Genomic DNA, 15495 nt, shown 5'->3' with positions numbered 1-15495 from the left:
ACCGATCGCGACCCCGACATCGGCACCCTCACCTGGACCACCGCCGCCGGACGCACCTACACCACCCACCCCAAAGACTGGCTCGAACACCACCGCGCAGCCGACCCACACCCATCAAACGCCGACACCGGCCCGCATCCGGACGAGCCGCACAACAAGGCGTGCCAAGGCGAGCCGAGCTCCGGCCCGCGCCAGCGCAGCTCGACGAGCGCGGCCACGCCGGATGTGGAGCGAGACGCACGTCCTCCGACGGGGCCGCCCGAGGACGATCCGCCTTTCTAGTCAGACCAGGCCGAGCTTCCTCGCGGTCGTCTCGCGCATCTCGACCTTGCGCACCTTCCCCGTCACGGTCATCGGGAACTCGTCGACGATCTCGACATAGCGCGGGATCTTGTAGTGCGCCAGCTTGCCGTCGCAGAACGCCCGCAGCGACTCCGCGGTCAGCGGCGTCGTGCCGTCCTTCATCCGGATCCAGGCGCACAGCTCCTCGCCGTACTTCTCGTCAGGCACACCGATGACCTGCGCGTCCAGGATGTCCGGGTGCGTGTAGAGGAACTCCTCGATCTCGCGTGGATAGACGTTCTCACCGCCCCGGATGACCATGTCCTTGATCCGGCCGGTGATCTCGACATAGCCGTCCTCGTGCATCACGCCGATGTCACCCGTGTGCATCCACCCATCGACTACAGCCTCCGCTGTCTTGTCCGGCTGCTCCCAGTAGCCGAGCATGACCGAGTACCCCTTGGTCATGAACTCGCCGGCATTCCCGCGAGGCAGCGTCTCGCCCGTCGCCGGGTCGGCGATCTTGATCTGCAGGTGCGGCCCGACCCGGCCGACCGTGGCGACCTTCTGCTCGAACGTGTCGTCCGTCCGGTTCTGCGTGGACACCGGCGAGGTCTCGGTCATGCCGTAGCAGATCGTCATCTCCTCGATCCCGGACGCGATGAGCTTCTTCATCAGCTCGGCCGGACACGGCGAGCCGGCCATGATCCCGGTCCGCACCGACGACAGGTCGTAGTCAGCGAAGTTCGGCAGGTTCCACTCGGCGATGAACATCGTCGGCACCCCGTAGAGCGACGTGCACTTCTCGTCCTGCACCGCCTGCAGGGTCAGGGCCGGGTCGAACCCGGGCGCCGGGATGACCATGCACGCCCCGTGCGAGGTGCACGCAAGGTTGCCCATCACCATCCCGAAGCAGTGGTAGAACGGCACCGGGATACAGACCCGGTCCGCCTCGGTGTAGGTGCACAGCTCCCCGACGAAGTAGCCGTTGTTGAGGATGTTGCGGTGGGACAGCGTGGCACCTTTGGGGAATCCCGTGGTGCCAGAGGTGTACTGGATGTTGATCGGGTCCGTGTTGCTCAGGCTGCTCTGGACCCGCGCCAGCTCGTCACCGGACACCTCGCCCCCGCGCGCCACCAGCGCGTCCCAGTCGGGCGTGCCGATGTAGACGACCCGCGACAGGCCCGGGACCTGTTCGCGCACCTCGTCGACCATCTCGCGGTAGTTGCTCGTCTTGAACGACTCAGCCGCCACCAGCAGAGAGATCCCGGCCTGCCCGAGTACGTACTGCAGCTCGTGCGCGCGATATGCCGGGTTGATGTTGACCAGGATCGCGCCGATCTTCGCCGTCGCGTACTGCACGAGCGTCCACTGCCAGCAGTTCGGCGCCCAGATCCCCACCCGGTCGCCCCTGCCCACTCCACCGGCCAGCAGAGCGCGCGCGAGCGTGTCCACGTCGTCACGCAGAGCGGCATACGTCCATCTCCGTCCCTGCTGCACGTCGACAAGCGCCTCCCGCTCAGGGAACCGCGCGACCGTGGAGTCGAAGTTGTCGCCGATGGTCTGCTCGATGAGCGGCGGGTCGGACTCGCCACGCGTGTGCGAGAGCGTCGGGTCGAGCCCGGTCGTCGGGTCGGTCTGGACAGCGGTCATCGGTGCCTCCGGACGTGCGGCGTGGACGGTCTTCCCTCACCCAACTCCCGGGAGGCTAGCCCCGCAAGACATGCGGCCCTGATCGGATCCAACTCACAGACCCGGCGGCGTATGCCGTCACGCGCGGGGGCGCGCCCGAGTTCGCGTGAGGCGGAGGAGACGACAGCAGCTCGTCAGCCGTCGACCACGCAGCGGAAGCCGATGTGCGTCGTCGAGGTGTCGAGCGACTGCGGCGAGCGGGCCGCCGGCCGGTAGCGCAGGCAGTACTCCGGCGCGCAGAGATGCGAGCCGCCCTTGAGCGCCTTGCGCACCGAGGGATCTGTCGACGAGGCCGGCTCCGCCATGGGGTGCCTGGGCGCGCAGCAGGCGTGAGTGACGACGTGCCGCTCGGCATAGGTGGTCGTCGTCCACTCCCACACGTTGCCGATCATGTCGAGGAGTCCGGCTCGGTTGGCCGGGAAGGACCCGACCGGCGATGTGCCGACCCACCCGTCGGCGCCGGTGTTGAGGTATGGGAACTGGCCCTGCCAAGTGTTGGCCATCAGCCGGCCCCCGGGCCGGACCTCGTCGCCCCAGGCGTAGGTCGACCCGGTGCCCCCGCCTGCCGCGTGCTCCCACTCCGCCTCGGTGGGCAGGCGCCGACCGGCCCATGCGGCATACGCCGACGCGTCCTCGAAGGCCACCTGCACGACCGGGTGGTCATCCCGGCCCTCGACCGAGCTGCCCGGCCCGAACGGCTCCCGCCACGTCGCGCCCGGCGCCCAGGTCCACCACTGCCGCCAGTCGCTGAGATCCACCGGCCCAGGTGTCGGCCGGAACGCGAGAGCGCCCGGCAGGAGGTCCTCGGCTGCCACCCCTGGGTAGAGCGCCGGGTCGAGCGGGCGCTCCGCGACGGTGACGTGCCCGGTCTCGGCCACGAACCTGGCGAACTGCGCGTTGGTCACCGGATGGCGCTCCACGCCCAGCACGCCCACGGTCTCGTCGTGAACCGGCCCCTCGTCGGGGTAGAAGCGGTCGGATCCCATGGTGAAGGTGCCGCCCGGCACCTCGACCAGGTCCGTGAGACCTACGCGCGTCGTCACGCCTCGCACGGTACCCGCCAACAGTCACGCAGCGCCGTCAGGATTCGCGGACCCGAGTCGGGGTCAGGAAGCCGCCGGTGCCCGTGACGGGAGGGTGAGCACCGGCGCGACTTCCTTCAGGGCGAGGGCTGCAGACTGCTCGGGGGTCCAGCTGCAGCCCTCGCGATACCTCCATCGCAGAGGGACCGGAGAGCGTTACCGACCGGTTCGACCCCGCCGACGAGGCCGGACAAAGCGCAAGGCCCTGACCGGCGTCTCCGCTGGTCAGGGCCTTGGTTACTGTCTCAACACAGTGCGCACCCGAAGGGATTCGAACCCCTAACCTTCTGATCCGTAGTCAGATGCTCTATCCGTTGAGCTACGGGTGCAGGTGCCACCGACTCACGTCAGTGGAACGAGGAGAAACCATAGCGCCTGGGGTCCCGTTCCACGAAATCGGCAGCGCCCTCACCCTATGCCACGCACGGCCGCCGGACGCGGTCGGGGTACTCCTCGGACATGTGAACGCTCCCACCATCCGGCACTGAAAATCCTGCAAGAAACCGACAGCCGACCGTCGAATTTCTTGCGGCGACAGGCCGTTGTGAGGCGTCTCACCGCTGGTCAGCCCGCAGGCGGTCAACGGCAAGTCGGCCAGCGCGTACGGTGAAGCCATCACGTCATCTGTTCACCATGTGGACACCTGCGGCCCCTATCGGGAGCCGCCCCGGACCCGCCTGGTGGGCAGTTCTAACCGGCACGACGTGGTGCCGGGCGGCACCGCGCGCGAAGGGATGGGCCCGAAGTTGACCACCACCCATGAGACACAGCACACACATACGACGCACGCGGGCCTGGCCGCGTGGGTCGCGGAGGTTGCCGAGCTGACGCAGCCGCGTGACATCCGCTGGATCACCGGCAGCAAGGACGAGTGGACCGAGCTGACGGACCAGCTGGTCGAGTCCGGCACGTTCGTGCGGCTCGACGAGAGCAAGAAGCCGAACTCCTTCTACTGCGCGAGCGACCCGAGCGACGTCGCCCGCGTCGAGGACCGCACGTACATCTGCTCCGTCGAGGAGAAGGACGCCGGGCCGACCAACAACTGGATGGCGCCGGCGCAGATGAAGGCGGTCATGACGGAGCTGTACCGCGGCTCCATGCAGGGCCGCACGATGTACGTCATCCCGTTCGTCATGGGTCACCTTGACGCCAAGGTCCCGATGTTCGGCGTGGAGATCACCGACTCCGCCTACGTCGTCGTCTCGATGCTGGTCATGGCCCGCTGCGGCGACACGGTGCTGCGCAAGATCGAGGACACGGACGCGGCATACGTGCCGGCGCTGCACTCGGTCGGGGCGCCGCTGGCCGAGGGCCAGGCCGACGTGGCGTGGCCCTGCTCGGACACCAAGTACATCGTCCACTTCCCCGAGGAGCGCACGATCTGGAGCTACGGCTCCGGCTACGGCGGCAACGCGCTGCTGGGCAAGAAGTGCTACAGCCTGCGGATCGCGTCGGCGATCGCCCGCGACGAGGGCTGGATGGCCGAGCACATGCTCATCCTCAAGCTGACCTCGCCCAAGGGCCGGGTCCACTACATCGCCGCGGCGTTCCCGAGCGCCTGCGGCAAGACGAACCTGGCGATGATCAACCCGACGATCCCCGGCTGGAAGGCCGAGATGGTCGGCGACGACATCGCCTGGATGCGCTTCGGTGAAGACGGTCGCCTGTATGCCGTGAACCCCGAGTTCGGCCTGTTCGGTGTCGCTCCCGGCACCGGCGAGTCGACCAACCCCAACGCGATGGCCACCATCGCCAAGGGCAACTCGGTCTTCACCAACGTCGCCCTGACCGACGACGGAGACGTCTGGTGGGAGGGCATGACCGACGAGCCCCCGGCGCACCTGACCTCCTGGCTCGGCAAGGACTGGACGCCCGCCGACGGGCAGGCCGGCGAGAAGGCCGCCCACCCGAACAGCCGGTTCTGCACCCCGGCCAAGCAGTGCCCGATGATCGCGCCCGAGTACGACAACCCCGACGGCGTCCCGATCGACGCGATCCTCTTCGGTGGCCGCCGCAAGACCACGGTCCCGCTCGTCTACGAGTCGCGCGACTGGACCCACGGCACCTTCATCGGCGCGACCCTGAGCTCCGAGACCACCGCGGCCGCGACCGGCGCGGTCGGTGTCGTGCGGCGCGACCCGATGGCGATGCTGCCGTTCATCGGCTACCACGCCGGGGACTACATGAACCACTGGCTGCAGATCGGCAAGAGCGCGGACGCGTCCAAGCTCCCGCGGATCTTCGGGGTCAACTGGTTCCGCCGCGACGAGCAGGACGGTTCGTTCCTGTGGCCCGGCTTCGGCGACAACAGCCGCGTCCTCAAGTGGGTCATCGAGCGCCTCGACGGCGAGGCAGACGCGGTCGAGACCCCCATCGGGCTCGTGCCCACCCCCGGCGCTCTGGACGTCGAGGGCCTGGACCTGTCCGAGGACTCGGTCGCCAAGGCGATCGCCGTCAACGCGTCCGACTGGGAGCAGGAGCTGCCCCTCATCGAGGAGTGGTTCTCCAGGTTCGGCGACCAGCTCCCCGCCGAGCTCTGGGCCGAGCTGGACGGCCTCAAGGCGCGGGTCACCGCGCAGTGAGGAATGGTCCGCCGCCCGCTGCCGGCGAGCGACGGACGACGTGATGCGGGGCCCGGCACCTTCAACGGTGCCGGGCTCTCGCTCGTGTCTCCCACCACGCGACGACCGCCCCGGACCCGCCGGGGTATGCCGCCTGGCCAGGCCCCACGGCAAACGCGCGCTGGCTGCCCTGCCTGTCCCGGCACACCCCGCGGGTATGCCGCTGGCCGACCCCACCGCATACGCGACGTGTCGCAGGTGGGCCGCGGTCGGGTACTTCTACGGCATGGGCGACATGCGAACGTACGACCGGGACGAGACGGAGGGGCAGCGGCTCGACCGCAACTACAACGAGCAGCTCCAGGAGCTGCGGATCGCGCAGACCGGCGTCCAGATCCTCTTCGCGTTCCTGCTGACCATCCCGTTCCAGCAGCGCTTCACCACCCTGACGAGCCTGCAGCGCGGCGTGTACCTCGTGACCCTGATCGCCGCCGCGGTGTCCGTGTTCGTCTTCATGGCGCCCGTCGCGATGCACCGGCTGCTGTTCCGCGAAGGGCTCAAGGACTTCGTTGTCGAGCACACCGACCGGCTGATCGGGATCGGCCTGGCCGCGCTCGCCGTCGGGATCATCGGTGGCGTCGTCCTCGTGCTCGACGTGCTGGTGTCGCACCACATCGCGTTCGCGCTCGGCGGTCTGCTGGCGTTGCTGGCACTCGGGCTGTGGGTGGGGCTGCCGATCCGGCAACGCCACCGTCGTCGACGAGAGCCAGGCTGAGACACCCATCCCCCCACGTCGAGTGAGCACTCGGTCCCACCCGTCCCACCGGTCACGCAGCGCGCAAGGCGGTGCGGGACGATCTGACCGGTCGACTCGAGCGGTGGATGCCGGGAGGCGGCGGGATGCCGGGAGGCGGCGGGAGGCGGCGGGAGGCGGCGGGAGCTGGCGGGAGGCGGCGGGAGCCGTCGCTCGTGACCCGCCTCGTTCCTCGGCGCCTCGCGAGCTCCTCCCAAATCCCACGTGCTCGTTCAATGAGTAAGTGGCCCGCCCCCACTCCGCTTCGCTCCGGGGGGCGGGCCACTTACTCATTGGCGGAGGCGGCGGGATTTGAACCCGCGAGAGGTTTTATCCTCAACCCGCTTAGCAGGCGGGCGCACTAGGCCACTATGCGACGCCTCCGTGCCCACGACGAACCGCACCCTACGGCGACGGGATGCGTGAGCGGACACAGGCTACCGGCATGCCGTGGGTGGGCCCAAACCGGGGTGAGCACTCGGTTCGCACTTTGGGCCGCCGATGAGGTATCTAACAGGGAGTCAGGGCACAATGTGCTGGCGGCTCGTGCGCGCGAGCCGATGAGAGAGGACTCCATGACCAACCCGTATGCGCGCGGTTCGGCATCAGCCGCGACCCGCGAGACGTTGCGTCGTGAGCTCAAGTCGGGCTTTCGTCGTGCGCTCGGGCTCACGGCTCTCGGCACCGTCGTTCCTGGGGCCGGCCTGACTCAGACGCGTAGCCGCAAGATGGGCTGGTTCCTGCTCATCATCACGATCCTGGCCGTGGCGGGGACCACGTACTACGTGCTGACGACGGGCGTGACCAACGCCGCCCTGTCGGTCGTCGCCCGCCCCACCCTCCTGCAGACCCTCGTCGTGGCGTTCGTCGTCGGTGGCCTCCTGTGGTGCGCCTCGATCATCCTCACGGCCGTCCAGTCCCGACCGACCCGTCTCGACCGCACCCGCACGCGCATGCTGGCCGCCTTCACGACGATCATGGTCTTCGGCGTCGCCGCCTGCTCCTTCAAGGTGGCCGAGTACGCCTCGATCACCCAGAGCACCGTGACCTCCGTCTTCGGCAACACCCCGAGCAAGCCGGGCCAGGGCGCCCAGGTCGCCGAGGGCGAGGACCCGTGGGCCAGCCAGGCGCGGGTCAACATCCTCATGCTCGGCTCCGACGCCGGCTCCGACCGCGTCGGCATCCGCACCGACTCGATGATCCTCGCGAGCATCGACACCAAGACCGGTCGCACCGCCCTCATCTCGATGCCGCGCAACCTGCTCAACGCGCCACTCGCTCCGGACAGCCCGCTGCGGGCCCTCTACCCATCCGGCAAGTTCGGCCAGCCCGACAGCAGGTGCGACCAGGGCGCCGGCCAGTGCATGCTGACCAACCTCTACATGGACGCGACCAACTATGCGAAGAGCCACCCCGGCGCGTACCCCAAGGACGAGATTCCCGGCCGCGTCGAGATCCGTGGCGCAGTCCAGGAGATCACCGGGCTCAAGGTCGACCAGATGGTCGTCATCGACCTCAAGGGCTTCTCACAGCTCATCGACGCGATGGGCGGCCTCAACATCAACGTCAAGCTGAGCGGCTACGGCACCAAGCTGACGATCGGCGGCGAGCACGCTCCCGACGGTCGGATCATCGGGGTCCACGGCTACTTCACCCCCGGCCTGCAGCACCTCGACGGCTGGCACTCCCTCTGGTACGCCCGGACCCGCGCCGCCGACAGCGACACCTTCAGGCAGATGCGCCAGCGCTGCGTGGTCCAGGCGATCGTGCAGCAGGTTAACCCCGCCGAAATGGTGGGCAAGTATCCGGAGATCGCCAGGATCGCGAAGGACAACATCTACACCGACATCCCGGCCCAGAACCTCCCGGCCTTCGTCGAACTCGTCGAGCGCGTCCAGAAGGCCAAGATCACCAGCGTCGCACTCACCTCGTCGCAGGGCGTCTTCTCCAGCGACCCCGACTACGACCTGGTGCGCACCCTCATCGACAAGGCGATCGCACCGCCGAAGCCCAAGCCCAGCTCGACCTCGACGAGCACGTCCACCTCGACGTCGACGCCGTCCAAGACCAAGACCCCGTCGGGCTCCTCGACGACGTCGTACGAGACCTGCTGAGGCGCGCGACGCTGCTGGCGCCTCGCGCACCCGGCTCACGGCATAACAAAGCCCCCCGGCCAGACTGGCCGGGGGGCTTTGCACAAACGACTAGAAGTGTGTCGCTCGTTGCGGTGATCTCACGTGATCAGAGCGGGCGAACTGCGTCGGCCTGCGGGCCCTTCGGACCCTGCGTGACCTCGAACTCGACACGCTGTGCCTCGTCCAGCGAACGGTAGCCGTTCGTCTGGATGGCCGAGTAGTGGACGAAAACGTCGGGGCCGCCGCCGTCCTGGGCGATGAAACCAAAGCCCTTCTCAGCGTTGAACCACTTGACGGTGCCCTGTGCCATACGGGTAACTCTTCCTTCTTTAGCGTGTGGGACCCGCACCTCGCGCGTCCCAAGCTGCCGCCTTGATCCACCACGACGAGCGAACTCGTCGCCGTCGAAACGAATCCCGTCATCGGTTGATGACGGGCACCTACTCGACTGCGAGGAACTGCAACTGCAACCGCGACGAACCTAGCAGACTACTCGCGCGTCAGCCTGTTGGAAGTTGCGTGACTTTGCCTCGTTCACTGCGAGTTCGCTGAACGGTCGTCCTTCGTGCCTCGCCGGGCGAGCTGTGGAGCCCGTTCGCCGCGGATGGTCGCCACCATGTCGAGCACTCTCCGGGTGGCCTGGACGTCGTGCGCCCGGAACACCGTCGCCCCCAGCCACGCGGCCACCGCCGTCGCGGCGAGCGACCCTTCGAGGCGCTCCTCGGCCGGCAGGTCGAGCGACTCGCCGACGAAGTCCTTCCGCGACATCGCTTGCAGGACAGGGTATTTCAGAGCGACGACGTCGGCCGTATGCCGCAGGACCTCGAGCGAGTGGGTCGTGGTCTTGCCGAAGTCCAGCGTCGGGTCGACGAGGATCCGCTCCCGGGGTATGCCGGCCTGCTCGGCCACGCGAGCACCCTCGGCGAGGGTGCCAATGACGTCTCGGACGACGTCGAGCGCGTCGTCGCCGTAGGTGACGTCGACGGGGTCGGTCCGGGGCGGCAGTCCTCCGGTATGTGAGATGACGTACCCCGCACCGATCTGCGCGGCGACGCGGACCAGGCGGGGGTCGTAGCCGGCCCACGTGTCGTTGACGAGGTCGACGGTGCCTTCGGCCGCACGGGCCACCTCGGACCGCCACGTGTCGAGGCTGAGGATCACGTCCGGATGTTCGGTGCGCGCCCACTCGAGGTATGGCACGACCCGGCGGATCTCCTCGTCGGCGTCGACGACCTCACCTTCCTGGCCGGCGCGGACGCCTCCGACGTCGACCAGGTCCGCCCCCTGCTCCACTGCCGCAGTCAGGGCGGCCTTCGCGGACTCGAGGTCGGAGTGCCGGTTGCCGCTGAAGAAGGAGTCGCGGGTGCGGTTGACGATGGCCATGACGGCGGGCCGCGCAGCGTCGAACCGTCGCCCCCGGAGCACCAGCGGCGCGGGCGTGGGCAGGTCGAGCGGGGCCAGGCGGCTCAGGATCTCGGCGGTCTGCGGCGCGGGATCCGAGCCGGTATGTCTGGTCACACTGTCGTATCTCACGTAGTGATCGCATGGTCAACCTCTGTCGCGGCCATGGTTGCCGAACTGTTACCATGAGTTTGCAGACGTCATCCGTCGGCCCGGCCCCGCTCCCGGTTGGGCCGCGGATGGTCTGCCAAGGTTGATCAAAGGGCTTCGGAGGCCACTCCGAAGCCCTTCATCATGCCCCCGTATGCGGAACTACGTTGCGGTCAGCCGGACGGTGGGCGACCAGACCGGGTAGATCACGACGTCGCTCATGACTGTGGGACCCGCTGGGTTGACGGGGATCACCACCTTGTTGAGGAACTGGACGTAGTCGCCCACGGCTCCCTTGTACGTCTTGGAGAACATGACGTAGCCGGACCACTTGCCGTTGAGCACGGAGTTCCCCCGCTGCGAGGAGGACGTGCCGGTGGCTCCCGCGATGGAGCCACCATTCTTCTTGCCCGACCAGGTCAGGTTCGCGTAGCCGAGGTCGAAGAATGCGAACGAGCCCGGGTCAACTGTCACCCGGGTCTGGAAGTACACGCCGGTCTGCACCGTGCACGCCTCGACTCTCGCGCCCAGCGGCATGCTGAGCTGGCTTCCGTCGTACGTGTTGCACGTGTACAGCGTTCCGGCCGCGTTCGCCGGAACCCCGGTCGCGACTCCGAGGCCCAACGCGAGTGCCGCGCCGGCCAGGATGCTTGCGGTTCGTCTGGTACGCAACTCAAATCCTCCTGGAATGATCGGTCCGAGCCGACGGCCTGCCCTTCGGGCGGGTGTCGGCTGCTCCGTGACATGACTGGAGCTGCAACCGCGGGCCGGACCAGGTGGTTGCCCAGTCGCGCGGTCAGACCATCCGATCCTGCGGTGCCTCCACGGATCCAGACGGGCCACCCATCAGATCGTGACCGCTGTCTCAGCCGCCAGACCTCCGTCAGAGGTGGTAGCTGGCCGGATTCGGTGACGGAGGACCCACCGCCGCCAGACCTGTGCGCGCACGGCGTCGTCGCACAGTGTGCATCGCCCCGCCGGTCATCGAAGGCGGGCGATCGTAAGCGCCCCCATGCCCGGGTCCGTCTTCGTGTGGTGCCACCACCCGAACAGCTCGCCGGAAGCGTCCACCCAGGCCATCCCGGGCGAGTTGTCGATGCGCAGGATGGGCTTGCCACGGCCGGCCCAGACGTACTGGGTCATGTCGCCGAAGCCGCTGCCGCCGCCCCAGGCGACGAAGTGGTCGCCACAGGCCAGCGAGATGCCACCGCCGTCGTTGTTGAGGACAAGGTGTTCGGTGCGGCCTTTCTCGTCGCGTACATACAGCTCGATACGACCGCCGTTGTCGACGGCCCAGGCCAGTCTGCCGACTGAGGCGCACATGTCCGAAATCCCCTTCCCTTGCGTCAGGGGGACCGAGACGACCACCTCATCCCGGCCGTCGGAGCCGCGCCGACGGATCTCGCCGGCCACGGCGGTGACATCGGGAGCGACGTCGTTGGACCGGACATAGAACAGGCCCTCACGAGTTGGTTGCGGGAGCTTGGCTCCCTTCACCAGGACGCGCGGCTTGCCCGAGCCGTCGACCCGGGCAGCCAGGACATCCGAGACCACCCGGGCGGTCGTGAGGTCCTCAACCGGCTGGTCCCCGAGGTAGCGTGGCGCCTCCCAGTAGACGGTGGTCCCGTCCGTGGCCAGCGGCGCGTTGCTCAGAGGCCAGGGCGTCTGGCCGGGTGTCACCTTCGTCGAGTCCGCGAGCAGTCGCCCCATCCGACCATGTCGCGACACCCAGAGCTGCCATTCGAATCCGGTCTTGATGTCTGCCGTCGACCACCACACCACGGTGTCCCCGACCACGTCCCCGCTAGTGTTCTGTCGGTCCGGCACAGCCTTCGACAGAGCGGTGACCTTCCCATTGCGCCTGAGGAGCTTGACCGTCTGGGGAGTGATCCGTTCGTCGTTCGTCATGACGAAGTCGTCGGCGAGCACGTCGCCGTTCGACCCGAAGGTCGAGGCCGCGCGGGTCAGCCCTCCGCCGGCGGCCGGGCCAACCACCTTGACCACCGTGTAGTCCCGTCCCGGCCTGGCCGGCACGCTCCCCGCCAGCGGCACGTTCGGAGGGGCCGGTGACGGCTGGTCGGTCCCAGAGGCGTCGTCCGGGGCCGGCGGGCTGGTGGTGGTTGGGGCACGTGCAGTCCGAGGTGCTGACGACGGCGCGGTCGGAGACGGGGATGAACGTGTCGTGGGCGAGTCGGGCGCCAGCGCGGGAGAGCAACCGCCGCAGAGCGCGAGCACCGCGATGAGGGCTGCCGCCCGAACTGTGCACGCACGGTGCTGCCGCGTGGTGTGCATCGGCGCCCCGGTCATCGAAGGCGCGCAATCGTGAGCGCACCCATGCTCGGGTCCGTCGTCGAAAGATGCGACCAACCGAAGAGGTCGCCGGAGGCTTTCACCCAGGCCATCCCGGGCGAGTCGGCGATGCGCAGGATGGGATTGCCCTGGCCGCCCCAGACGTACTGCGTCATGTCGCCGCTGCCGCTGCCGCCGCCCCAGGCGACGAAGTGGTTGCCGCAGGCGAGCGAAATGCCGCCGCTGTCGTTGTTGAGCACCCGGTGCTCGGTGCGGCCCTTCTCGTCACGCACATACAGCTCCGCACGATCACCGTTGTCGACGGTCCAGGCCAGGCGTCCGTTAGAGGCGCACATCTCCGAGATGCGCTTCCCCTGAGTCAATGGCACCGAGACGACCACCGCATCCCGGCCGTCGGAGCCGCGCCGACGGATCTCGCCGGCCACGGCGGTGACATCGGGAGCGACGTCGTTGGACCGGACATAGAACAGGCCCTGACGAGTTGGTTGCGGGAGCTTGGCTCCCTTCACCAGGACGCGCGGCTTGCCCGAGCCGTCGACCTGCGCGGCCATGATGTCTGCGACGGCCCGGTCTCCGACATAGCGCGGTGCCTCCCAGTAGGCCATGGTGCCGTCCGTGGTCAGCGGCACGTAGCTCGGCGGCGGGGGCGTCCGGCCCGGGGTGACCTTCGTCGAGTCCGCCAGCAGCCGTCCCATCCGTCCATGACGCGACACCCAGATCTGCCAGTCGGCCACGAAGAGGTTAGTGCTGGACGTCGACCACCACACCACGGTGTCGCCAACCAGGTCCCCGTAGGGGGACTGCCGCTCCGGCACGGCCCTCGACAGTGCCACGACCCTCCCGCTGCGGGAGAGGAACTTGATCGTCTCTGGCGTTAGCCGCTCGTCGGCTGTCGTGAGGCTTTCGTACGCAAGCACGTCGCCATTCGAGCCGAAGGACAGCGTCCCGCGGGTGAGCCCTCCACCGACCGGCTCGACCACCTTGACCACCGAGTAGTCCCGCCCGGGCTTGGCCGGCACGCTCCCCGCGAGAGGCGTCGTCGGAATCACCGGCGGAGCTTCGTCGGCCCCTGACGAGTCGCCAGGGATCGATAGGCTTGTGGCAGTTGGTGCGTCTCCTGCTCGAGGCTCTGACGTTGGCGTGCTCGGGGGCTGGGGTGATGCGGCTTTGGACGGGGCCGGGCCGCTCGCGGGGGCCGAGCAACCGGCACAGATCGCAAGACCGACGAGCAGCGCTGCAGCCTGACGGCGACGCATCAGTACGTGATCCCGTTCGTCTGCAAGTACTTCGCGAAGCCGGTTGTCGACGCGCTGAACTTGGGCATCACACCGGTCCAGACGGACGTCGCCGGGTCGGCCCAGGAACCCGTGGCCCCGCTCGAGGAGTAGCCGTAGGCCACGATCCAGTGCCCGATCGTCTGGTCGGTCGGATGCTTGTTGTAGTGCGCCAAGCCTCGGTATTCGACCGTGTCGGCGGCGAACGGCATACCGTTCATGCCGATCGACTGGGTGAAGACGCCCTTGACCAGAGTCGCGGAAGGCGCGTTGACCTCGACGTACCAGTTGGTGCCGCGCCACCGGTTGACGCCGCGCGAGAAGTCCTTGTACCCCCAGCTGGTCAGGCCTCGGTAGTCGGTTTTCATGTGGTTGAGGTTGGCCAGGTGGGCCTGGCTGAGGCTCGACTTGTCGTAGCGACTGGTGAACGCCCCGCCGTGGAGGTACCGGATGATCATGTAACCGGAGGCCGGCCCGCAGTAGTAGTTCTTGAGCTGCCCGTACTGGGTGAGCGCGAGCACCCGGCTGGCCGGGGCAGCTGCCGCCGTCGCTGCCAGCTCGGGTGAGGCTGCGCGAGAGCCGGCGGCGTGCAGCCCTGGGCCGCCCCACCTTGCCGTGTAGGCACGGTTGGCCGCGGCGGCGGCCGCCCGGTCGCCACGCGCCATCGCTCGGATGACTGCCTCGGTCGAGGCGACCTTCTCCCGGGCCTGCTGGCTGTCCGGCGTGGACTTCCCGGGCGCGGTCACCTCGGATCCGCTGCCCTGGCTTGGGACGGTGGGCCGTAACGCGTCGCCTGCCCTGGCGGGCCCGGCCGCGCCGAGCACGAGAACTGCCCCGACTGCGGCGGCGGTGATGGACGTCGAACCTCGCATGCGTGATCCCTTCCGAGGAGTCCGGAGCGACAGACCGTCACAGCCGTTCGGAGGCCGATGACCGAAAGATCCATTTCGCGCCGGAAGTATCGTGAGCGATCACATATTTAGGTTTTAAATGGCGATATGTCAAGGAGATCCGGCGTTCACGCCAGAGGCGTCGATGTCGCCATGACCTGGCGCGCCCAGCGGCGACGGTGGCAAGCGAGCATGCTCCACGCCGGTCCAGTGCCGGACCGGGACGAACGTCGCCGGAGCGGCCCTACACGATCCAGCACGGGCTGGCTGCCGTAGTCGATCCGGTTGTGGAGGGCCGCCCCGATCCAGCCGCGGCTGGATCCTGTAGGCGCTTCTCGCCGGGGGCGCGCCGGCGGAGGACGTGGGATTCCGCGCTGATACCGGCTCGTCCCTCGCCCGGGCTCAGCGCTCCCCTTCATCCATCGCCCTCCGAGGCGCGCCAAGGCGCTCCGCGCCGGGGGCGCGCCGGCGGAGGGCGTGGGATTCGAACCCACGATGGGTGTGAACCCATAGCGGTTTTCAAGACCGCCGCACTAGGCCACTATGCGAGCCCTCCTGGTGCCGGGGCAGTCTATCGGCGCCTGACCGGCCGCCGAGAATCGGTTCGAGCCCCCGTCGAGTGAGCGCGTCGTCCCACCTGTCGCGCGCCCCATGTGTGTGACCCATGGGGCGGGAGTGACGGGGCGCCCACTCGACGGCAGGGGACCCAGGGCAGACCTGGGGCGGGAGTGACGGGGCGCCCACTCGACGGCAGGGGACCCAGGTGGACCTGGGGCGGGAGTGACGGGGCGCTCCGTCGACCGCAGGGGGACCAGGGCTGACCTGGGGCGGGAGTGACGGGGCGCTCATGTAAGGGACTCCGGCGGTTGATCACCGTCAGGGTTCCGGGATTGGGTGAGGGTTCCGGCTGGTCCGGTGAGTGGCG

11 protein-coding genes, 3 tRNA genes and 1 pseudogene are annotated in these 15495 nt (G+C 68.5%); 4 read left to right on the top strand and 11 right to left on the bottom strand.

Going from position 1 to position 15495, the window contains the following annotated elements; genetic code table 11:
• Positions 1-282: pseudogene (locus ACYVLP_RS19980) on the top strand (hypothetical protein); the annotation flags it as partial.
• On the opposite strand, the gene ACYVLP_RS19975 reads toward ACYVLP_RS19980, so the two are convergent.
• The 3 genes from ACYVLP_RS19975 to ACYVLP_RS19965 all read right to left on the bottom strand — a co-directional run bounded on the left by ACYVLP_RS19975 (position 283) and on the right by ACYVLP_RS19965 (position 3385).
• On the bottom strand, positions 283-1935 hold the full coding sequence (locus ACYVLP_RS19975; protein ID WP_460629072.1) for an AMP-binding protein: 1653 nt from the start codon (positions 1933-1935) through the stop codon (positions 283-285). It abuts the pseudogene before it with no gap.
• A gap of 173 nt (positions 1936-2108) precedes the next feature.
• A complete protein-coding gene (locus ACYVLP_RS19970) occupies positions 2109-2960 on the bottom strand; it encodes a formylglycine-generating enzyme family protein (RefSeq protein ID WP_460629075.1) in 852 nt (283 codons plus the stop codon).
• A gap of 352 nt (positions 2961-3312) precedes the next feature.
• Positions 3313-3385: transfer RNA gene (locus ACYVLP_RS19965), tRNA-Arg, on the bottom strand.
• 405 nt (positions 3386-3790) lie between these two features.
• Between ACYVLP_RS19965 and ACYVLP_RS19960 the strand changes: the two genes are divergently transcribed.
• Positions 3791-5638 carry a phosphoenolpyruvate carboxykinase (GTP) gene (locus ACYVLP_RS19960; protein WP_460629074.1) on the top strand — a complete coding sequence of 616 codons (1848 nt, stop codon included), beginning with the start codon at positions 3791-3793 and terminating at the stop codon, positions 5636-5638.
• 196 nt (positions 5639-5834) lie between these two features.
• On the top strand, positions 5835-6392 hold the full coding sequence (locus ACYVLP_RS19955; protein WP_460629071.1) for a DUF6328 family protein: 558 nt from the start codon (positions 5835-5837) through the stop codon (positions 6390-6392).
• Positions 6393-6704: 312 nt separating this feature from the next.
• On the opposite strand, the gene ACYVLP_RS19950 is transcribed toward ACYVLP_RS19955, so the two are convergent.
• Positions 6705-6794 (bottom strand) — tRNA-Ser (locus ACYVLP_RS19950).
• Positions 6795-6985: 191 nt separating this feature from the next.
• On the opposite strand from ACYVLP_RS19950, the gene ACYVLP_RS19945 reads away from it, so the two are divergent.
• Positions 6986-8524, top strand: coding sequence for an LCP family protein (locus ACYVLP_RS19945; protein WP_460629070.1), 1539 nt, complete (start codon positions 6986-6988; stop codon positions 8522-8524).
• Positions 8525-8651: 127 nt separating this feature from the next.
• Here ACYVLP_RS19945 and ACYVLP_RS19940 read toward each other — a convergent pair whose 3' ends face one another.
• The 7 genes from ACYVLP_RS19940 to ACYVLP_RS19910 form a co-directional block, all read right to left on the bottom strand.
• Positions 8652-8855, bottom strand: a complete 204-nt coding sequence (locus tag ACYVLP_RS19940) for a cold-shock protein (RefSeq protein WP_034805904.1) — start codon at positions 8853-8855, stop codon at positions 8652-8654.
• A 224-nt stretch (positions 8856-9079) separates the two neighbouring features.
• Positions 9080-10015: a dihydropteroate synthase gene (folP, locus tag ACYVLP_RS19935; RefSeq protein ID WP_460629073.1), complete on the bottom strand. Its 936-nt coding sequence runs from the start codon at positions 10013-10015 to the stop codon at positions 9080-9082.
• Between the two features lie 243 nt (positions 10016-10258).
• Positions 10259-10768 (bottom strand): hypothetical protein, encoded by a 510-nt coding sequence (locus tag ACYVLP_RS19930; protein WP_460629069.1) that lies wholly within the window; start codon positions 10766-10768, stop codon positions 10259-10261.
• 309 nt (positions 10769-11077) lie between these two features.
• Positions 11078-12100 carry a hypothetical protein gene (locus tag ACYVLP_RS19925; protein WP_460629068.1) on the bottom strand — a complete coding sequence of 341 codons (1023 nt, stop codon included), beginning with the start codon at positions 12098-12100 and terminating at the stop codon, positions 11078-11080.
• A gap of 299 nt (positions 12101-12399) precedes the next feature.
• The gene (locus tag ACYVLP_RS19920; RefSeq protein ID WP_460629067.1) at positions 12400-13455 is read right to left on the bottom strand and encodes a hypothetical protein; all 1056 of its coding nucleotides are present in this window, start codon (positions 13453-13455) and stop codon (positions 12400-12402) included.
• Between the two features lie 206 nt (positions 13456-13661).
• Complete coding sequence (locus ACYVLP_RS19915) at positions 13662-14552, bottom strand: hypothetical protein (protein ID WP_460629066.1); 891 nt, start codon at positions 14550-14552, stop codon at positions 13662-13664.
• 487 nt (positions 14553-15039) lie between these two features.
• A tRNA-Ser gene (locus ACYVLP_RS19910) sits at positions 15040-15126 on the bottom strand.
• Positions 15127-15495 lie beyond the last annotated feature (369 nt).

This window comes from Intrasporangium mesophilum (assembly GCF_054783095.1).
The sequence above is the reverse complement of the archived record's forward strand: the minus strand, read 5'-3'. Positions and strand labels throughout refer to the sequence as shown.

Coding starts and splice junctions, on each gene's coding strand:
- ACYVLP_RS19975 (WP_460629072.1), bottom strand. CDS start 1,935: ATGACCGCTGTCCAGACCGACCCGACGACCGGGCTCGACCCGACGCTC.
- ACYVLP_RS19970 (WP_460629075.1), bottom strand. CDS start 2,960: ATGGGATCCGACCGCTTCTACCCCGACGAGGGGCCGGTTCACGACGAG.
- ACYVLP_RS19960 (WP_460629074.1), top strand. CDS start 3,791: ATGGGCCCGAAGTTGACCACCACCCATGAGACACAGCACACACATACG.
- ACYVLP_RS19955 (WP_460629071.1), top strand. CDS start 5,835: ATGCCGCTGGCCGACCCCACCGCATACGCGACGTGTCGCAGGTGGGCC.
- ACYVLP_RS19945 (WP_460629070.1), top strand. CDS start 6,986: ATGACCAACCCGTATGCGCGCGGTTCGGCATCAGCCGCGACCCGCGAG.
- ACYVLP_RS19940 (WP_034805904.1), bottom strand. CDS start 8,855: ATGGCACAGGGCACCGTCAAGTGGTTCAACGCTGAGAAGGGCTTTGGT.
- ACYVLP_RS19915 (WP_460629066.1), bottom strand. CDS start 14,552: ATGCGAGGTTCGACGTCCATCACCGCCGCCGCAGTCGGGGCAGTTCTC.